This is a genomic window from Nesterenkonia sp. AY15, assembly GCF_022565855.1.
In the GTDB taxonomy this organism is placed as follows: domain Bacteria; phylum Actinomycetota; class Actinomycetes; order Actinomycetales; family Micrococcaceae; genus Nesterenkonia.
This window is the reverse complement of sequence record NZ_JAJOYV010000009.1, coordinates 1-14,178: the sequence shown is the minus strand read 5'-3', so window position 1 is coordinate 14,178 and position 14,178 is coordinate 1. Positions and strand designations below refer to the sequence as shown.

The following is a 14,178-nucleotide window of genomic DNA, read 5'->3' as shown; positions in this document are numbered from 1 at the left end:
AGGAGTCACCTGATGCGTCTGGGCGTGCTGGATATCGGTTCGAACACCGTGCACCTGTTATTGGTGGATGCTCATCTCGGGGCCAAACCCGAGGCGTTCGCCTCCCATAAGCGACCGCTGTCCCTGGTCAGACACCTCGATGAGCACGGGGCGATCACCGAGGACGGTCAGCTCGAGCTCATCGGCTTCATCGCCGAGGCCGCCCGGTTCGCCGCGCGGCACCGGGCCGAGGATCTGCTCTCCTTCTGCACCTCAGCGCTGCGCGAGGCCGCCAACGGAGCGGCGGTCCTGCAACGGGTCGTCGCCGAGACCGGGGTGGAGCTCACCGAGCTCACCGGCGCCCAGGAATCGGCGATGACCTTCTTCGCCGCCCGGCGCTGGCGCGGCTGGAGCGCCGGGGACATCTTGAACTTCGACATCGGCGGCGGCTCCTTCGAGATCGCCTATGGGCGCGACGAGCTGCCCGCCACCGCGGTCTCGCTTCCGCTCGGCGCCGGCCGGCTCACCCGTGACTGGCTGGGCGAGGACCCGCCCAGCAAGGACCAGGTGAAGGCGCTCAAGAGCTATGTGCGTGAGGAGCTGGAGGCGGCGCGGCGCGAGTTCCCGGTCCTGAGCGGACACATCGAGGTGCTCGCCACGTCCAAGACCTTCCGCTCGCTGGCGCGGATGACCGGCGCCGCGCCCTCCGCAGAGGGTCCCTATGTTCCGCGCAGCCTGGCCCATGCCGAGCTGAAGCCGCTGGTGAAGAACCTGGCGACGATGACCGCGGCCGAGCGGGCCGAGCTGCCCGGCGTCTCCACCCTGCGTGCCCGGCAGGTCTTCGCCGGCGCACTGGTCGCTGAGCAGGCGATGAAGGTCTTCGGCATCGAGACGCTGCAGATCTGCCCCTGGGCGCTGCGTGAGGGCCTGATCCTGCGCCGGCTGGACTCCCTGGTCCGCGACGGCGCGGTGGCCGTGCCCGCCGCTCCCGGCGTCGGGCACGTCAACCTCGGCCGCGAGCTGCGCAAGCCCTCCCGCGGTGAGATCCCCGGCGGTCGCACCCTGGCGACGGCGGCGGTTGAACATGCCCACTGAGGAAGTCCAGCCGCGCCCGCCTCATAAGCTTCCGCGGATCCCCGTGGCGCTCTCCACCTCTTCGGTGTACCCGATGGGGGTCGCCGAAGGCTTCTCCATCGCTGAGGACCTCGGCTATGACGGCATGGAGGTCATGGTCACCCACCGCGGGGAGTCCCAGCAGGCCTCCACGCTGAACGAGCTCTCCTGGCGCTTCGGCCTGCCGGTCATGGCCATCCACGCCCCCACTCTGCTGCTCACCCAGCAGGTCTGGGGCTCCGCCTGGGACAAGCTCAAGCGCAGCGCCGCCCTCGCCCACGAGGTGGGCGCCGGCGTGGTCGTCGCGCACCCGCCCTTCCGCTGGCAGGTCGGCTACGCCGAAGGCTTCGCCGAGGGGATCAAGGATCTGGAGGAGGAGACCGGAGTGCTCTTCGCCGTCGAGAACATGTACCCCTGGCGGGCCGGTGGTCGCGAGGCCACCATGTACCTGCCGCACTGGGACCCGGTGGATCAGCCCTACCCGCACGTCACCTGGGACTTCTCCCATGCCGCCACGGCAGAGGCCGACTCGCTCGAGGCCGTCGAGGCACTGGGGCAGCGCCTGCGCCACGTGCACCTGACCGACGGCTGGTCCAACGGGTTCAAAGACGATCACCTCATCCCCGGTCAGGGGGAGCAGCGCGTGGCCGAGGCGATGGAGATGCTCGGCCGGACCGATTTCGCCGAGACCGGGTTCAACGGCGTCGTCGCTGTCGAGGTCGCCACCCGCACCGCCCGCAACGTCGGAGACCGGGAGCGCTGGCTCGCCGAGTCCCTGGCCTTCGCCCGCAGACACCTCGGTCAGGAGTGACGATGTCCACCAGCACCAGCACCAGCACCAGCACCAGCACTCCCACCGCGCCGCGGATAGCGATGCTCGGCCTCGGCTCGATGAACGGCGCGATCCTCGCGGGTCTGCTGGACTCCTCGGTGGCCCCGGAGCAGGTCCAGGCCACCACACGCAGCGCCGCCACCGCCGAACAGCGCGCGACGCAGTTCGGGATCAGCGTGCTCGCCGAGCAGGACGACGCCGAGGCCAACCGCAGCGCCGCCGGGAAGGCCGACATCATCTTCCTCGGGGTCAAGCCCCATGGCATCGTCGCTCTGGCCGCAGAGATCGCGAGCACCGTGAAGCCAGGGGCCGTGGTGGTCTCCGTGGCGGCCGCGATCAGCGTGGACATGATCGAGGCGGCACTGCCCCAGGGCCAACCTGTCATCCGGTCCATGCCGAACACCCCGCTCTCGGTGGGCCTCGGCGTGGTCGGGCTGGTCCCGGGCACCCACGTGAGCCCGCAGGACACCGAGACCGTGGCCCAGCTGCTGGGCGCCAGCGGCGCCGTCCACGTGATCGATGAGTCCCAGATCGACGCCCTCACCGGGATCTCCGGATCCGGTCCCGCCTACGCCTTCTATCTCGCCGAGGCGATGGCAGAGGCCGGCGTGGAGCTGGGCCTGGACCGGGCGCTGGCGGCTGATCTGGCGGCGCAGACCATCTATGGCGCCGGCAAGATGCTGGTCGAGCACCAGGCTGCGGGCACCGCCGACGCCGCCGGACTGCGCCGCGCGGTCTGCTCGCCCAACGGCACCACCGAGCGTGCCATCAACGCCTTCGACGAACACGACCTGCCCGCCGCCGTGCGCGCCGCCGTCAACGCCAGCGCGCACCGGTCAGCGGAGATCACCGATGAGCTCCGCAGCGCAGACTGAGCACGGCAGGGGCCGCCGGACCGGACCTCGGCTCTACCTGAAGCGGTGGATGGGGCGGCTGACCCGCACCTCGCCGGCACGTGCGGCGATGCTGATCTTCGGGGTGACCATCGCGGTGTTCGCCTCACTGCTGAACATGCCCTGGGCCACCGCCTCCGGCTCCTCCGCCGCCTTCCACGAGGCGCTCTTCGTCGCCACCTCTGCGGTCACCGTCACCGGCCTGACCCCGGTGAACACCGCTGACCACTGGTCCTTCGCCGGTGAAGTGGTGATCCTGATCGGCATCCAGGTCGGTGGACTGGGCATCATCACGATCGCTGCGCTGCTGGCCATCTCGGTGACCCGCAACCTCGGGGTGCGCACCCGGCTGGTCGCGCAGGAGGGCGGAATCTCCACCGGTTCGATGGGCGAGACCGGCCAGGTGATCCGGACCGTGGTGATCGTCTCCGCGGTGGTGGAGGCGCTGCTGGCGATGGTGCTGATCCCGCGCTTCATCCATCTCAACGGCGACGTCGCCAGCGGTCTCTGGGACGGCACGTTCTATGCCATCTCGGCGTTCAACAACGCCGGCTTCGTGGCGCACTCCGAAGGTCTCGCCGGCTTCGACAACGACCCGGTGGTCATCTGGACCATCATGGTCGGGGTCTTCCTGGGCAGCCTGGGCTTCCCGGTGCTGTTCATGCTCTGGCGCAACCGCTGGCACGTGCGTCGCTGGAGCCTGCACACCAAGCTCACCCTGGAGGTGACGCTGCTGCTCATGGTCATCGGTGCGGTGCTCTACGGGATCATGGAGTGGTCCAACAGCTCCACCATCGGCGACATGAGCATCGGGGAGAAGCTGCAGAACTCGCTCTTCGCCTCGGTGAACATGCGCTCCGGCGGCTTCTCGGTGGTGGAGTCGAATCTGCAGAACGCCGAGACCATGCTCGTCTCCGATGCGCTGATGTTCGCCGGCGGCGGTTCAGCCTCCACCGCCGGAGGCATCAAGGTCACCACCATCGCGGTGATCTGGCTGGCCTTCCTCGCCGAGGCCCGCGGCGACGCCGAGTCCACTGCCCACGGCCGCACCATCCCGCCGTCCGCCGTGCGGGTGGCGGTCTCGGTGGTCGCCATGGGCGCGACGCTGGTGCTGATCTCCACCGTCTGGCTGATGTACATCACCGGCCTGGACATGGGCCGTCCGCTGTATGAGTCCATCTCCGCCTTCGCGACCGTCGGGCTCACCAGCGGTCTCACCGAGGACCTGCCGCCGGAAGGGCTCTATGTGCTCGCAGCGCTGATGTTCGCCGGTCGGGTCGGGATCATCACCTTCGCCGCCTCGCTGACCGTGCGTCAGCGCAGCCGGGTCCGCTACCGCTACCCCGAAGGCCGTCCGATGATCGGCTGACCCGCTCGCCGGCTGACCCGCTGACCAGAAGGGGTCTACCCTGGAGTCAGCACTTCACGACTCGGCCCTTCCTGGCCGAGCACGTTTCTTCGCGGAAAAGGACGCATTCGTGCCCAAGCTGAACCCCCAGAGCAACAAACCGGTCCTCGTCGTGGGACTGGGACGCTTCGGCATCGCGCTGAGCAACCAGCTGGTCAGCCAGAACAAAGAGGTTCTCGCGGTGGAGCAGAACCGCGGCCTGGTCCAGAAGTACGCCGATATGCTCACCCATGTGGTGGAGGCCGACGCCACCGACATCGAGGCGCTGCGACAGGTCGGCGCCCAGGAGTTCGACGCCGCCGTCGTCGGAGTCGGCACCTCCATCGAGTCCTCCGTGCTGATCGCAGCGAACCTGGTGGACCTCGGGGTCCACCAGGTCTGGGCCAAGGCCATCAACCCGACCCACGGCAAGATCCTGACCAGGATCGGGTGTCACCACGTGATCTACCCCGAGCACGACGCCGGCGTCCGGGCCGCGCATCTGGTCTCGGGTCAGATGCTGGACTTCATCAAGTTCGACGACGACTTCGCGATCGTGAAGATGCGCCCGCCGCGCGAGCTGCACGGCAAGACCATCGACCAGTGCCAGCCGCGCAGCCGGCACAAGGTCAACGTGGTGGGCGTGAAATCGCCGGGCAAGGACTTCGTCTATGCCCAGCCAGACACCCTCGTCTCCGCCGGAGACACCATCATCGTCTCCGGGGACGTCTCCCAGCTGGAGTACTTCGCCGACCACGCCTGAGGAGGCCACCGTGGGAGAACTTCCCGCCGCCGTCGTCTGGGACGAGGCGCTGCTCGAGTACCGCTTCAACTCCAACCACCCCATGGATCCCGTGCGGCTGGAGCTCACCGCGAAGCTCTGCGACGAGTTCGGACTGTTCAGCGGCTCACATGTGCGGCAGCTGAAGACCGGGATCGCCTCGGACACCGTGCTGGGCACGGTCCACTCCGCCGACTACATCACCGCTGTGAAGAACGCCGCCGAGCATGGACACGCCTCCGATGACCACGGGCTCGGCACCGAGGACACCCCGGTGTTCAGCGAGATCCACCTCGGCGCCGCCCGGATCGTCGACGGCACCCGCCAGTGCGCCCAGGCGCTGCTCGACGGCACCGCGGTCCGGGCGCTGAACTTCTCCGGCGGGATGCACCATGCCGCGAGATCCCGCGCGGGCGGCTTCTGCGTCTACAACGACTCCGCGGTCGCCATCCAGCTGCTGCTGGATCAGGGCACCCGTCGAGTGGTCTACATCGACGTGGACGCCCACCACGGGGACGGCACCCAGGACATCTTCTACGACGACCCGCGGGTGATGACCATCTCGATCCACCAGACCGGGGTCGCGCTCTACCCGGGCACCGGATTCCCCAACGAGGCCGGCGGTCCGGGGGCCGAGGGTTCGGCGGTGAACATCGCGCTGCCCGAGACCACCGGCGACGCCGGCTGGCTGCGTGCCTTCCACGCCGTCATACCTCAGCTGGTGGCCGCCTTCGAACCCGAGGTCATCGTCTCCCAGCACGGCTGTGACTCGCACCGGGACGACCCGCTCTCGGACCTGCAGCTCAGCGTGGACGCGCAGCGGCAGAGTGCCCTGGACATCGCCCACCTCGCCGACGAGCACTGTGAAGGACGCTGGATCGCCACCGGGGGAGGCGGCTACGCGGTGCACACCGTGGTCCCGCGCAGCTGGACGCACCTGACCGGCGTCATCGTCGGGGCCCCGCTGTCGCTCAAGACCGTGGTGCCCCGCTCCTGGCGGGACCATGTGCGCGAGCGGTACCAGGTCTGCGCACCCGAGACCATGGGTGATGACGCGGAGCTGTGGTGGCGCTCCTGGGAGCTCGGCTACGACCCTTCGGACGCAGTGGATCGCGCGGTGATGCAGACCCGCAAAGAGATCTTCCCGCTCTACGGACTGGACCCCTGGTTCGACTGAGGTCTGGAGTGACTGGGACCCTGTGGTCCGATCGCGACCCGGAGGGGGCGTCGATTCTGTGCCAGCACTGCGTTGCGGCTACACTGTTCCGAGACCTTTTTCTCGTTGTTTACCTACAGACAAGGACTGCACCCCATGGGCTCAGTGATCAAGAAGCGCCGCAAGCGCATGGCGAAGAAGAAGCACCGTAAACGTCTGCGGAAGACTCGTCATCAGCGCCGCAACAAGAAATAAGACTTCTTGGAAGCGCGAAGAAACCCCGGCAGCCAGCAGGCGGCCGGGGTTTCTTCGTCCCACCAGGAAGTCCTGAGAGGAGAGGGGGGTTCGTGAGCCGATCAGTCGAGGTCGAGGTGCTCACCAAGCAGGGATGCCATCTGTGCATGGACGCCGTGGCAGTCGCCCGCGAGGCTTGCGCGGAGTTCTCCGTGGAGCTCATCGAACGTGACATCACCACCGAGAAGGAGCTGCTCGCCAGCTTCGCCGAGGAGATCCCGGTGCTGCGCATCAACGGTCAGGTCAAGGACTTCTGGCGCATCGATCCGCAGCGCCTGCGCCGACTGCTGCGGGAAGCGACCGCAGAATCCTAGCGGGATTCCGCGCCCAGATCCGAGGAACGGGCCTGGATGAACAGAGAGGGCCCGCTTCAGAAGAAGCGGGCCCTCTCTGTTCGGGAAGCTCCAGTGCTCGCTGCGGCCCGGGGCCGCGGCGGCAAGTGGTCTCTAGTGGCCGGCGTCGTCTTCGTCGTGGTGGGCCGCGCCGCTGCCCCAGGTGTCAGGACCGTGTACGAGGTGCTCGGCCATGGACTCGTCGAAGCCGTCGGGGAGCAGGTGGCGGTACTCCGGCAGAACGCCGTCGAAGACCGAGGCGAGGATCTGCTTGGACTCGCCGTCGACGCTGACGGTGATCTCGTGCATCGCGCCGGGCTCGCCCTGGAAGGACTCCACGACGAGCTCCTCGTCGAGCTCCAGCGAGATCTTCTCCCCAGCCGGGACCGTGGTGGAGAAGGTCTCGCCGTCGGCGGTGACCTCCACCTCGGCGTCCTCGGTGCCGGTGTTGATGATCGAACCCATGGCCCGAGCGGGGTTGCCGGCCTCGTCGGTGATGAACGCCATGTGCCGGAACTTCACGTCCTCGACGTCGGCGCGGGTGCCGTCGGAGGCGGCGTACTGCTGTGTGGTGGCCTGGTAGTTGACGGCGCTGCAGCCGCTGGCGCCCAGAAGTGCGGCGGCGGCCACGGAGACCGCTGCCATGCGGCGGGTCTTATCAGCTGAGAACTTCACGTGGAGAGTCTCCTCACGGGCTTGGAGCGATACAGATCAGCTCCAGGGTACGCGGTCTTGGACCCCGGAGATTGGCGTGCGGCGCAGATGTCGTCCACGTCAGCGGAGAATCCTCTGCCCACGTGATGGTCTGGTCTGGCCCAATTCTACAGGATGTCGAAATCATTCGGCGGCGAACCCTATGTGGTGACGCGGGAGGGAATCCGGAGCGACACGCGGAGCCAATTGTGACGCGTGATAAACTTGAGTCCGGGAAAGGGGAATCATTACATGAATTTTGAGGTCGGCGAGACGGTCGTATATCCGCACCACGGTGCGGCGACGATCGAAGAAGTGAAGACCCGCACCATTCGCGGCGAAGAGAAGATGTACCTGAAGCTCCGGGTGTCTCAGGGAGACCTGACCATCGAGGTGCCAGCAGACAACGTCGACCTGGTCGGCGTGCGTGATGTCGTCGGTGCGGAGGGCCTGGAGCATGTCTTCGACGTGCTCCGTGCCGAGTACACCGAAGAGCCCACCAACTGGTCACGCCGGTACAAGGCGAACCTTGAGAAGCTCGCCTCCGGCGACGTGAACAAGGTCGCCGAGGTCGTACGTGACCTGTGGCGGCGCGAGAACGACCGCGGTCTCTCCGCGGGCGAGAAGCGCATGCTCGCCAAGGCCCGGCAGATTCTGGTCTCGGAGCTGGCTCTTGCGAAGAAGCTCGACGAGGAAGAGGCTGCGAAGCTTCTCGACGAGATCCTCGATCAGGCCCCGACTCCGGCAGAGCCAGAGAAGGTCGCAGAGTAGAGATGAGCCAGGTGGGACCACAGGTCGCACCGGCAGCCACGGTCGCTCCCGCAGGAGCGCCATCGATGAGTCGCCCGGACGCCGGGACGGGGAAACCTGTCACAGCGCGCCGGGCGCTCATCGTTGTGGCCGCCGGCAGCGGAGAGCGGCTCGGACACGGAATACCCAAGGCCTGCGTGGATCTGGGTGGTCGACCGATCCTTGCCCAGGTGCTGCAGCGCCTCCACGGGCTGAGCAGCGGTGGGCTGACGCCGGGCCGGCTGAGCCACGGGTTGGACGCCGTGGTGCTGGTGCTTCCACCGGACCGGGCCAGCTATGACCAGCTGGCCGCAGTGGGCGAGCAGTTCAGCGCCGCTGCGGGAGTCCCGGTGTTCTCCACCCGCGGGGGAGGCAGCAGGTCCTCCTCGGTGCGCGCCGGGGTGAACCATCTGCTCAGCGCCGCGGCGGCGGACTGGGACCCCGCCACCACCACGGTGCTGATCCAGGACGCCGCCCGCGCCATGACCCCGGAGCAGGTCTACGCCCGGGTCTTCGCAGCGGTGGAGGCCGGCGCCGCCGCCGTCGTCCCTGCCCTGCCGGTGACCGACACCATCAAGCGCGTGCATCCGGAGCCGGCCGCGGACAGCGGCGTCGAACGGGTGGCCGAGACCGTGCCGCGGTCTTCGCTGCGCGCGGTGCAGACCCCGCAGGGCTTCACGCTCGCGCTGCTCCAGCAGGCTTTCGAGTTCATCGGAGATCTCCCCGACGCGGAGGCGGAGGGGCTGACCGATGAGGCCATGATCGCCGAAGCGATGGGCATCGCGGTCGCCGTCGTGCCTGGCTCGGAGAGCGCCCTGAAGATCACTACTCAAGCCGATCTCGCTGCGGCGCAGGCTCTGCTGGCGAGCATCCACACCCCCGAGCAGACGAAGCCTGTGCTGCCGCGGGTGGGAATCGGCCACGATGTCCACGCCTTCGCCCCCGCCGAGGAACCACGTGACCTCTGGCTGGCCGGACTGTTCTGGCCCGGCCAGCAGGGCCTGACCGGACACTCCGACGGCGACGCAGTGGCACACGCCTGCTGCGACGCGCTGTTCAGCGCCGCAGGGCTTGGAGATCTGGGGGTGCACTTCGGCGCCGACACCATCGGCACGGCTCGACCTGAGCTCGAGGGAGCCTCCGGGGCACAGCTGCTGGCCGAGGCTGCGCGGATCCTGGCGGGGGAAGGCTTCGGGATCGGCTCCATCGCCGTGCAGTTCGTGGGCAAGCGACCCAAGTTCGGTCCACGCCGCGAGGAGGCCCAACAGGTGCTCAGCGCGGCAGCCGGAGCGCCGGTCGCGATCAGCGCCACGACCTCCGACGGACTGGGCTTCACCGGCCGCGGCGAAGGAATCCTGGCCACTGCCACCGCGGTGATCTACACGCTCTGAACCGAGGACCGGATAGGCTGACCGCGTGGCACTGCGACTTTATGACACCAAGACGGCGACCGTGCGAGATTTCGAGCCCCTTGAGCCGGGCCGGGTGTCTCTGTACTACTGCGGCGCCACCGTGCAGGGGCGCCCCCATGTGGGCCATGTGCGATCGGCCGTGGCCTTCGACATCCTGATCCGCTGGCTCGAGCACAGCGGCCTCGACGTGCTCAGCGTCCGCAACGTCACCGACATCGACGACAAGATCCTGGAGAAGTCGACGCTCTCCTACCAGCCCGAGCACACTCCCAGCGCGGAGTACCCGGCGCAGGAGCCCTGGTTCGCCCTCGCCTACCGCTTCGAGCAGGCCTTCCATCAGGCCTATGACGCCCTCGGGGTGAAGCGCCCGCGCTACGAGCCGCGCGCCACCGGGCATATGACCGAGATGTTCGCGCTGATCCAACGACTCATCGACGCCGACCACGCCTACCCCGCCCAGGACGGCTCCGGCGACGTCTACTTCGACGTCCGCTCCTGGCCCCGGTACGGGGAACTCACCCACCAGCGGGCCGAAGACATGCAGGACGCCGCTGACGCAGACGCCCGCGGCAAACGCGACCCGCGCGACTTCGCGCTGTGGAAGGGCCACAAGGAGACCGACCCGGAGACCGCCCGCTGGAACGCCCCCTGGGGCGCCGGACGGCCGGGCTGGCACGTCGAGTGCTCGGCGATGGCCACCAAGTACCTGGGCAGCACCTTCGACATCCACGGAGGGGGGCTGGACCTTCGCTTCCCCCACCACGAGAACGAGCTGGCCCAGTCGGCCGCCGCCGGTGACGGCTTCGCGCGCTTCTGGCTGCACAACGGGATGGTCACCTACGCCGGGGAGAAGATGTCCAAATCCGTGGGCAACACCATCGCCCCGGAGGAGATGCTCGCCGCAGCCAGACCCCGCGCTGTGCGCTACTTCCTGGGACAGGCGCACTACCGTTCCCAGCTGGACTACCGCCCGACCTCGTTGGACGAGGCGCAGGCCGCCGTCGAACGCATCGAGACCTTCCTGGCCCGCGCAGCCGAGAGCCTCTCCGGCCAGCAGCTGAGCGCCGACCATGGTGTTCCCGAGGCGTTCAGGGCGGCGATGAACGATGACCTCAACGTCCCGCAGGCGCTGGCGGTGCTGCATGAGACCGTGCGCGCGGGCAATATCGCGCTCGACGCCGAAGACGCCGCGCTCCTCGCCCGCAGCGCCGGGGCCGTGACCACCATGGTGGCGGTGCTCGGTCTCAGCGATGTCCCCGAATCAGGAGACGCTGGCGGCTCCCACGCGGAGACCGCCCTGAGTGAGCTGATCGAAGCCCTGCTCCACGACCGCGTAGAGGCGAAGTCCGCCAAGGACTACGCCCGCGCCGATGCTGTCCGCGACCGGCTCAGCGCAGCCGGGATCGCACTGGAAGACTCCAAAGATGGAACTCGTTGGGCGCTTGCCCGGTCGAGTTCGACCACCAGCCCCGCCACCGGGGCCAGGAAAGGCTGAACATGGCGAAAGACTCACGGCCGAAATCGGCCGCGATCCGCAGAGAGAAGAAGGGCCCCCAGACTGGTTCCGGGGGTCAGGGACGACGCGCGCTGCGCGGCAAGGGACCGACGCCGAAGGCGGAGGACCGGGTCTATCACAAGGCACACCGGCAGAAGATGCTCGCCGATCGGGCTGCCACCAAGACCAGCAGCAGCCAGCCGCGCCAGCGCGGCTCCGGCTTCGGTGCCGAAGACATGGTCGCCGGACGGAACTCCGTGCTCGAGGCGCTGCGCGAACGAGTTCCCGCCAAAGAGCTGCACGTCGCCACCGATGTGGAATCCGACGGCCGCGTCCGCGAGGCGCTGCAGTTCGCCGCCGAAGCCGGGGTCCGGGTCCGGGAGGTCACCCGCCGGCACCTGGACAACTCCACCGGCGGCGCGGTCCACCAGGGGCTGGCCCTGCTGCTGGAGCCCTACGACTACGTCGACGTGCTGGACCTGGCAGAGAACGAGCTGGAGCGCGCGGCCAAGGGCCACATCCCGCACCAGCCGCTGTTCCTGGCCTGCGACTCGATCACCGATCCGCGCAACCTCGGCGCGATGCTGCGTGCTGCCTCGGCCTTCGGCGCCCACGGCGTGCTGATCCCCGAACGGCGCAGCGCCGGCGTCACCGCCACCACGTGGAAGACCTCGGCCGGGGCCGCGGCGAGGATCCCGGTGGCACGGGCGAAGAACCTCACCCAGGCGCTCAAGGAGGCGAAGCAGCTGGGCTTCTTCGTGCTCGGACTCGACGGAGACGGAGACATCTCCCTGCAGAACATCGAACTCGCCCAGGAACCGGTGATCATCGTGGTCGGCTCCGAGGGCAAGGGGCTGTCCCGGCTGGTCCGGGAGACCTGCGACCAGATCGTCTCGATCCCGATCACCTCCGCGACCGAATCCCTCAACGCCTCCATGGCCGTGGGCATCAGCCTCTACGAGATCGCGATGCGGCGCCAGGGGGCACGTCAGTAAATGGTGAGCTTCCGAGGTGAGGAACAGTCAGGATTCCTGGATCTGGTCGGAACGTGGCTGTCCCAGCAGTCGTGGTTCCAGGCCGCACCAGGTCGCCGTGTCATCACCCGTGTCGGTGGTCTGCGGCTGCCCGCCTCGCACGGCGACCCCGACCAGGGCCTGCACCTTGAACTGCACATCTTGACCGTCGACCATTCCGCCGGGCAGGCACGCGTGGCGGTGCCGATGGCGCTGCGCACCAGACCATCGGCGCTGGCCGGCAAGACCGCCTTCATCGGACGACTCGCCACCCCCGCAGGTGACCTCTGGGTCTACGACGGGGCCAGGGATCGGGCCTTCCTCGCCGCCTGGCACGAGATGGCCCGCCGCCAGCAGGGCAGCCGCAACGGCCGTTCGAGAGGCGAGGCCTTCGCCGAGTTCGACACCTGGCCAGCCTTCACTGCCAAGCTGCAGCGCACGCCGTTGGACGCGCCGACGCCTGCCGTGGTCCGCACCGCGGTCACCATCGAGGGTGAAGTCGGCGAGACAGGCAGGACTGTCGTGGACTTCATCCGCCGACCTGACCCGCAGCGCTCAGCACCGCTGGACACGGTGCTTCGGATGACCAGGAGCGGCAGCCGCACCATGGCAGGGGTCCTGGGCGTGGTCACCGGAAGCTGGCCAGAGTCGAACCCGACCACCGGGGAGAACCGGTGGGTCACCGGCGATCTGGGTATCATCCGCGAAGCCTCAATCGCAGCCGCACCGGCCTCAGCGCTGGTCCGCACCGCCCTGCACGATGAATCAGACTTCCTCACCGAGGCCACTCGGCTGGGTCGTAGCCTGGGTGACTTCCACGCTGATCTGGCCGGAAACTTCGGGGCATACCCGCAGACGTCCCTGCAGCTGGAGATCATGAATGGCCGTGCCGCCGACGCGCTGGACCAGGCGTGGGGGCAGGTGCGCGAAGACTTCGAGGAGTCCGAGGCGACGGACCTTGCCGAGGTTGTGGAGCTCCTGACCCGAGAGCTCCGAGATGCCGAGCAGGTGATGAGCCTGCAGAAGATCCACGGTGCTCTGAGCGTGGATCGAATCCGACAGGCAGACCACGATGCAGGGTGGATCATCGACGAGGACGGCGGCATGGTCGATCACGCCCTGCCTCTGCGCGACGTGGTCTCCGTGCTCATCTCCTTGGCGGAGCTGGTGATGGAGACCTCCCAGGAGGATGCTCGCCCAGCGGCAGCCCCAGCCGACACAGCCAAGCTCGACCTTGGCCTCTGGTACGAACAAGTCACCGACGCAGTGCTGGAGGGGTACCGGAGCAGCGATGCACCACGTGCCGGAATCGAATCGGACGCCTTCCGCGCCGCGATGCTCACCGAAGCACTCGAGCTCTTCCACCGCTCGGCCGCCCGCTGGGTCTTCCAGCCATCCATGTTGCGGCCAAGCAGGACCTGAGCCTGTGACCGCGCTGGTCCGTCGGGGATGAGTCCGGGTTCGATGTGAAAACCGCCAGGTCACGGGGATCCAGGGGTGTGATGCAGGTCGCACTGGTTTTGGTTTGCGGACTCGGCGGGGCGTGTGTAAAGTTCTATCTCGTGCTCAAGGGGGCACGGCGGGAAGCTGAGGCGGACCGTGAAGATCCCCGGATTTGATAACCACATAGCTTCTCCCCACACAGGATCTGTTCCTTGTTGCGGTGCGCTGGCCCTCTGGGGTTGGTCATCGGCTCAAGCGAGGTGTTCCCGGGGGGTTCGAGACCACGGTTTGTGTGGTGTTCATGCAGAGTTGACCTCGAGTTGACGAAGACGAACGCCGCGACGTAGAGTTGAGAACCGCGCAGACGACGAGTTCGAGTCGTTCGCAGCGAGTATTCGCTGGGAATGATTCATTCGAAGTCGGGTCAGGACGGCGGAAACGCTGAATTGACGAAGCGGGAGCTTGTTGGTAAGCTTACAAAGTTGCTTCGGAGCGATTCAGAGAAAAACTTCTGATGGTGCCGGTAGCGGTTGTTGTTTGAGAACTCAATAGTGTGCCAAGTTTGT

14 protein-coding genes are annotated in these 14,178 nt (G+C 67.8%); 13 read left to right on the top strand and 1 reads right to left on the bottom strand.

Features of this window, described 5'->3' with window-relative positions; genetic code table 11:
- Positions 1–12 precede the first annotated feature (12 nt).
- From LSI54_RS11710 to LSI54_RS11675, 8 genes are all read left to right on the top strand, one after another.
- Positions 13–1,074, top strand: a complete 1,062-nt coding sequence (locus LSI54_RS11710; RefSeq protein WP_241471151.1) for a Ppx/GppA phosphatase family protein — start codon at positions 13–15, stop codon at positions 1,072–1,074.
- Complete coding sequence (locus LSI54_RS11705) at positions 1,064–1,903, top strand: sugar phosphate isomerase/epimerase family protein (protein WP_241466023.1); 840 nt, start codon at positions 1,064–1,066, stop codon at positions 1,901–1,903. Before LSI54_RS11710 ends, LSI54_RS11705 begins: the two co-directional genes overlap by 11 nt.
- 2 nt (positions 1,904–1,905) lie before the next feature.
- Complete coding sequence (gene proC / locus LSI54_RS11700) at positions 1,906–2,799, top strand: pyrroline-5-carboxylate reductase (RefSeq protein WP_241478439.1); 894 nt, start codon at positions 1,906–1,908, stop codon at positions 2,797–2,799.
- Positions 2,777–4,186, top strand: a complete 1,410-nt coding sequence (locus LSI54_RS11695) for a TrkH family potassium uptake protein (protein WP_241466027.1) — start codon at positions 2,777–2,779, stop codon at positions 4,184–4,186. The genes proC and LSI54_RS11695 overlap by 23 nt, the downstream gene beginning before the upstream one ends.
- Before the next feature lie 109 nt (positions 4,187–4,295).
- Complete coding sequence (locus LSI54_RS11690; protein ID WP_241466029.1) at positions 4,296–4,967, top strand: potassium channel family protein; 672 nt, start codon at positions 4,296–4,298, stop codon at positions 4,965–4,967.
- Between the two features lie 10 nt (positions 4,968–4,977).
- Entirely contained in the window at positions 4,978–6,162 is a 1,185-nt protein-coding gene (locus LSI54_RS11685) for an acetoin utilization protein AcuC (protein ID WP_241476696.1), read from the top strand.
- 135 nt (positions 6,163–6,297) lie between these two features.
- Positions 6,298–6,396 (top strand): 30S ribosomal protein bS22, encoded by a 99-nt coding sequence (locus LSI54_RS11680; RefSeq protein ID WP_081652675.1) that lies wholly within the window; start codon positions 6,298–6,300, stop codon positions 6,394–6,396.
- 92 nt (positions 6,397–6,488) lie between these two features.
- On the top strand, positions 6,489–6,749 hold the full coding sequence (locus tag LSI54_RS11675; protein ID WP_241478438.1) for a glutaredoxin family protein: 261 nt from the start codon (positions 6,489–6,491) through the stop codon (positions 6,747–6,749).
- Positions 6,750–6,881: 132 nt separating this feature from the next.
- Here LSI54_RS11675 and LSI54_RS11670 read toward each other — a convergent pair whose 3' ends face one another.
- A complete protein-coding gene (locus LSI54_RS11670) occupies positions 6,882–7,442 on the bottom strand; it encodes a hypothetical protein (protein ID WP_241466035.1) in 561 nt (186 codons plus the stop codon).
- Positions 7,443–7,712: 270 nt separating this feature from the next.
- On the opposite strand from LSI54_RS11670, the gene LSI54_RS11665 reads away from it, so the two are divergent.
- From LSI54_RS11665 to LSI54_RS11645, 5 genes are all read left to right on the top strand, one after another.
- Positions 7,713–8,231 (top strand): CarD family transcriptional regulator, encoded by a 519-nt coding sequence (locus LSI54_RS11665; RefSeq protein ID WP_036477487.1) that lies wholly within the window; start codon positions 7,713–7,715, stop codon positions 8,229–8,231.
- Between the two features lie 65 nt (positions 8,232–8,296).
- Positions 8,297–9,640, top strand: a complete 1,344-nt coding sequence (gene ispF / locus LSI54_RS11660) for a 2-C-methyl-D-erythritol 2,4-cyclodiphosphate synthase (protein WP_241476698.1) — start codon at positions 8,297–8,299, stop codon at positions 9,638–9,640.
- Positions 9,641–9,665: 25 nt separating this feature from the next.
- Complete coding sequence (gene cysS, locus LSI54_RS11655; protein WP_241466039.1) at positions 9,666–11,156, top strand: cysteine--tRNA ligase; 1,491 nt, start codon at positions 9,666–9,668, stop codon at positions 11,154–11,156.
- Positions 11,157–11,158: 2 nt separating this feature from the next.
- Positions 11,159–12,151: a 23S rRNA (guanosine(2251)-2'-O)-methyltransferase RlmB gene (gene rlmB / locus LSI54_RS11650; RefSeq protein ID WP_241466041.1), complete on the top strand. Its 993-nt coding sequence runs from the start codon at positions 11,159–11,161 to the stop codon at positions 12,149–12,151.
- Positions 12,152–13,591 (top strand): maltokinase N-terminal cap-like domain-containing protein, encoded by a 1,440-nt coding sequence (locus tag LSI54_RS11645; RefSeq protein ID WP_241478437.1) that lies wholly within the window; start codon positions 12,152–12,154, stop codon positions 13,589–13,591.
- Positions 13,592–14,178: the final 587 nt, after the last annotated feature.

Coding starts and splice junctions, on each gene's coding strand:
- ispF (WP_241476698.1), top strand. CDS start 8,297: ATGAGTCGCCCGGACGCCGGGACGGGGAAACCTGTCACAGCGCGCCGG.
- LSI54_RS11695 (WP_241466027.1), top strand. CDS start 2,777: ATGAGCTCCGCAGCGCAGACTGAGCACGGCAGGGGCCGCCGGACCGGA.
- LSI54_RS11680 (WP_081652675.1), top strand. CDS start 6,298: ATGGGCTCAGTGATCAAGAAGCGCCGCAAGCGCATGGCGAAGAAGAAG.
- LSI54_RS11665 (WP_036477487.1), top strand. CDS start 7,713: ATGAATTTTGAGGTCGGCGAGACGGTCGTATATCCGCACCACGGTGCG.
- proC (WP_241478439.1), top strand. CDS start 1,906: ATGTCCACCAGCACCAGCACCAGCACCAGCACCAGCACTCCCACCGCG.
- LSI54_RS11710 (WP_241471151.1), top strand. CDS start 13: ATGCGTCTGGGCGTGCTGGATATCGGTTCGAACACCGTGCACCTGTTA.
- LSI54_RS11705 (WP_241466023.1), top strand. CDS start 1,064: ATGCCCACTGAGGAAGTCCAGCCGCGCCCGCCTCATAAGCTTCCGCGG.
- LSI54_RS11645 (WP_241478437.1), top strand. CDS start 12,152: ATGGTGAGCTTCCGAGGTGAGGAACAGTCAGGATTCCTGGATCTGGTC.
- rlmB (WP_241466041.1), top strand. CDS start 11,159: ATGGCGAAAGACTCACGGCCGAAATCGGCCGCGATCCGCAGAGAGAAG.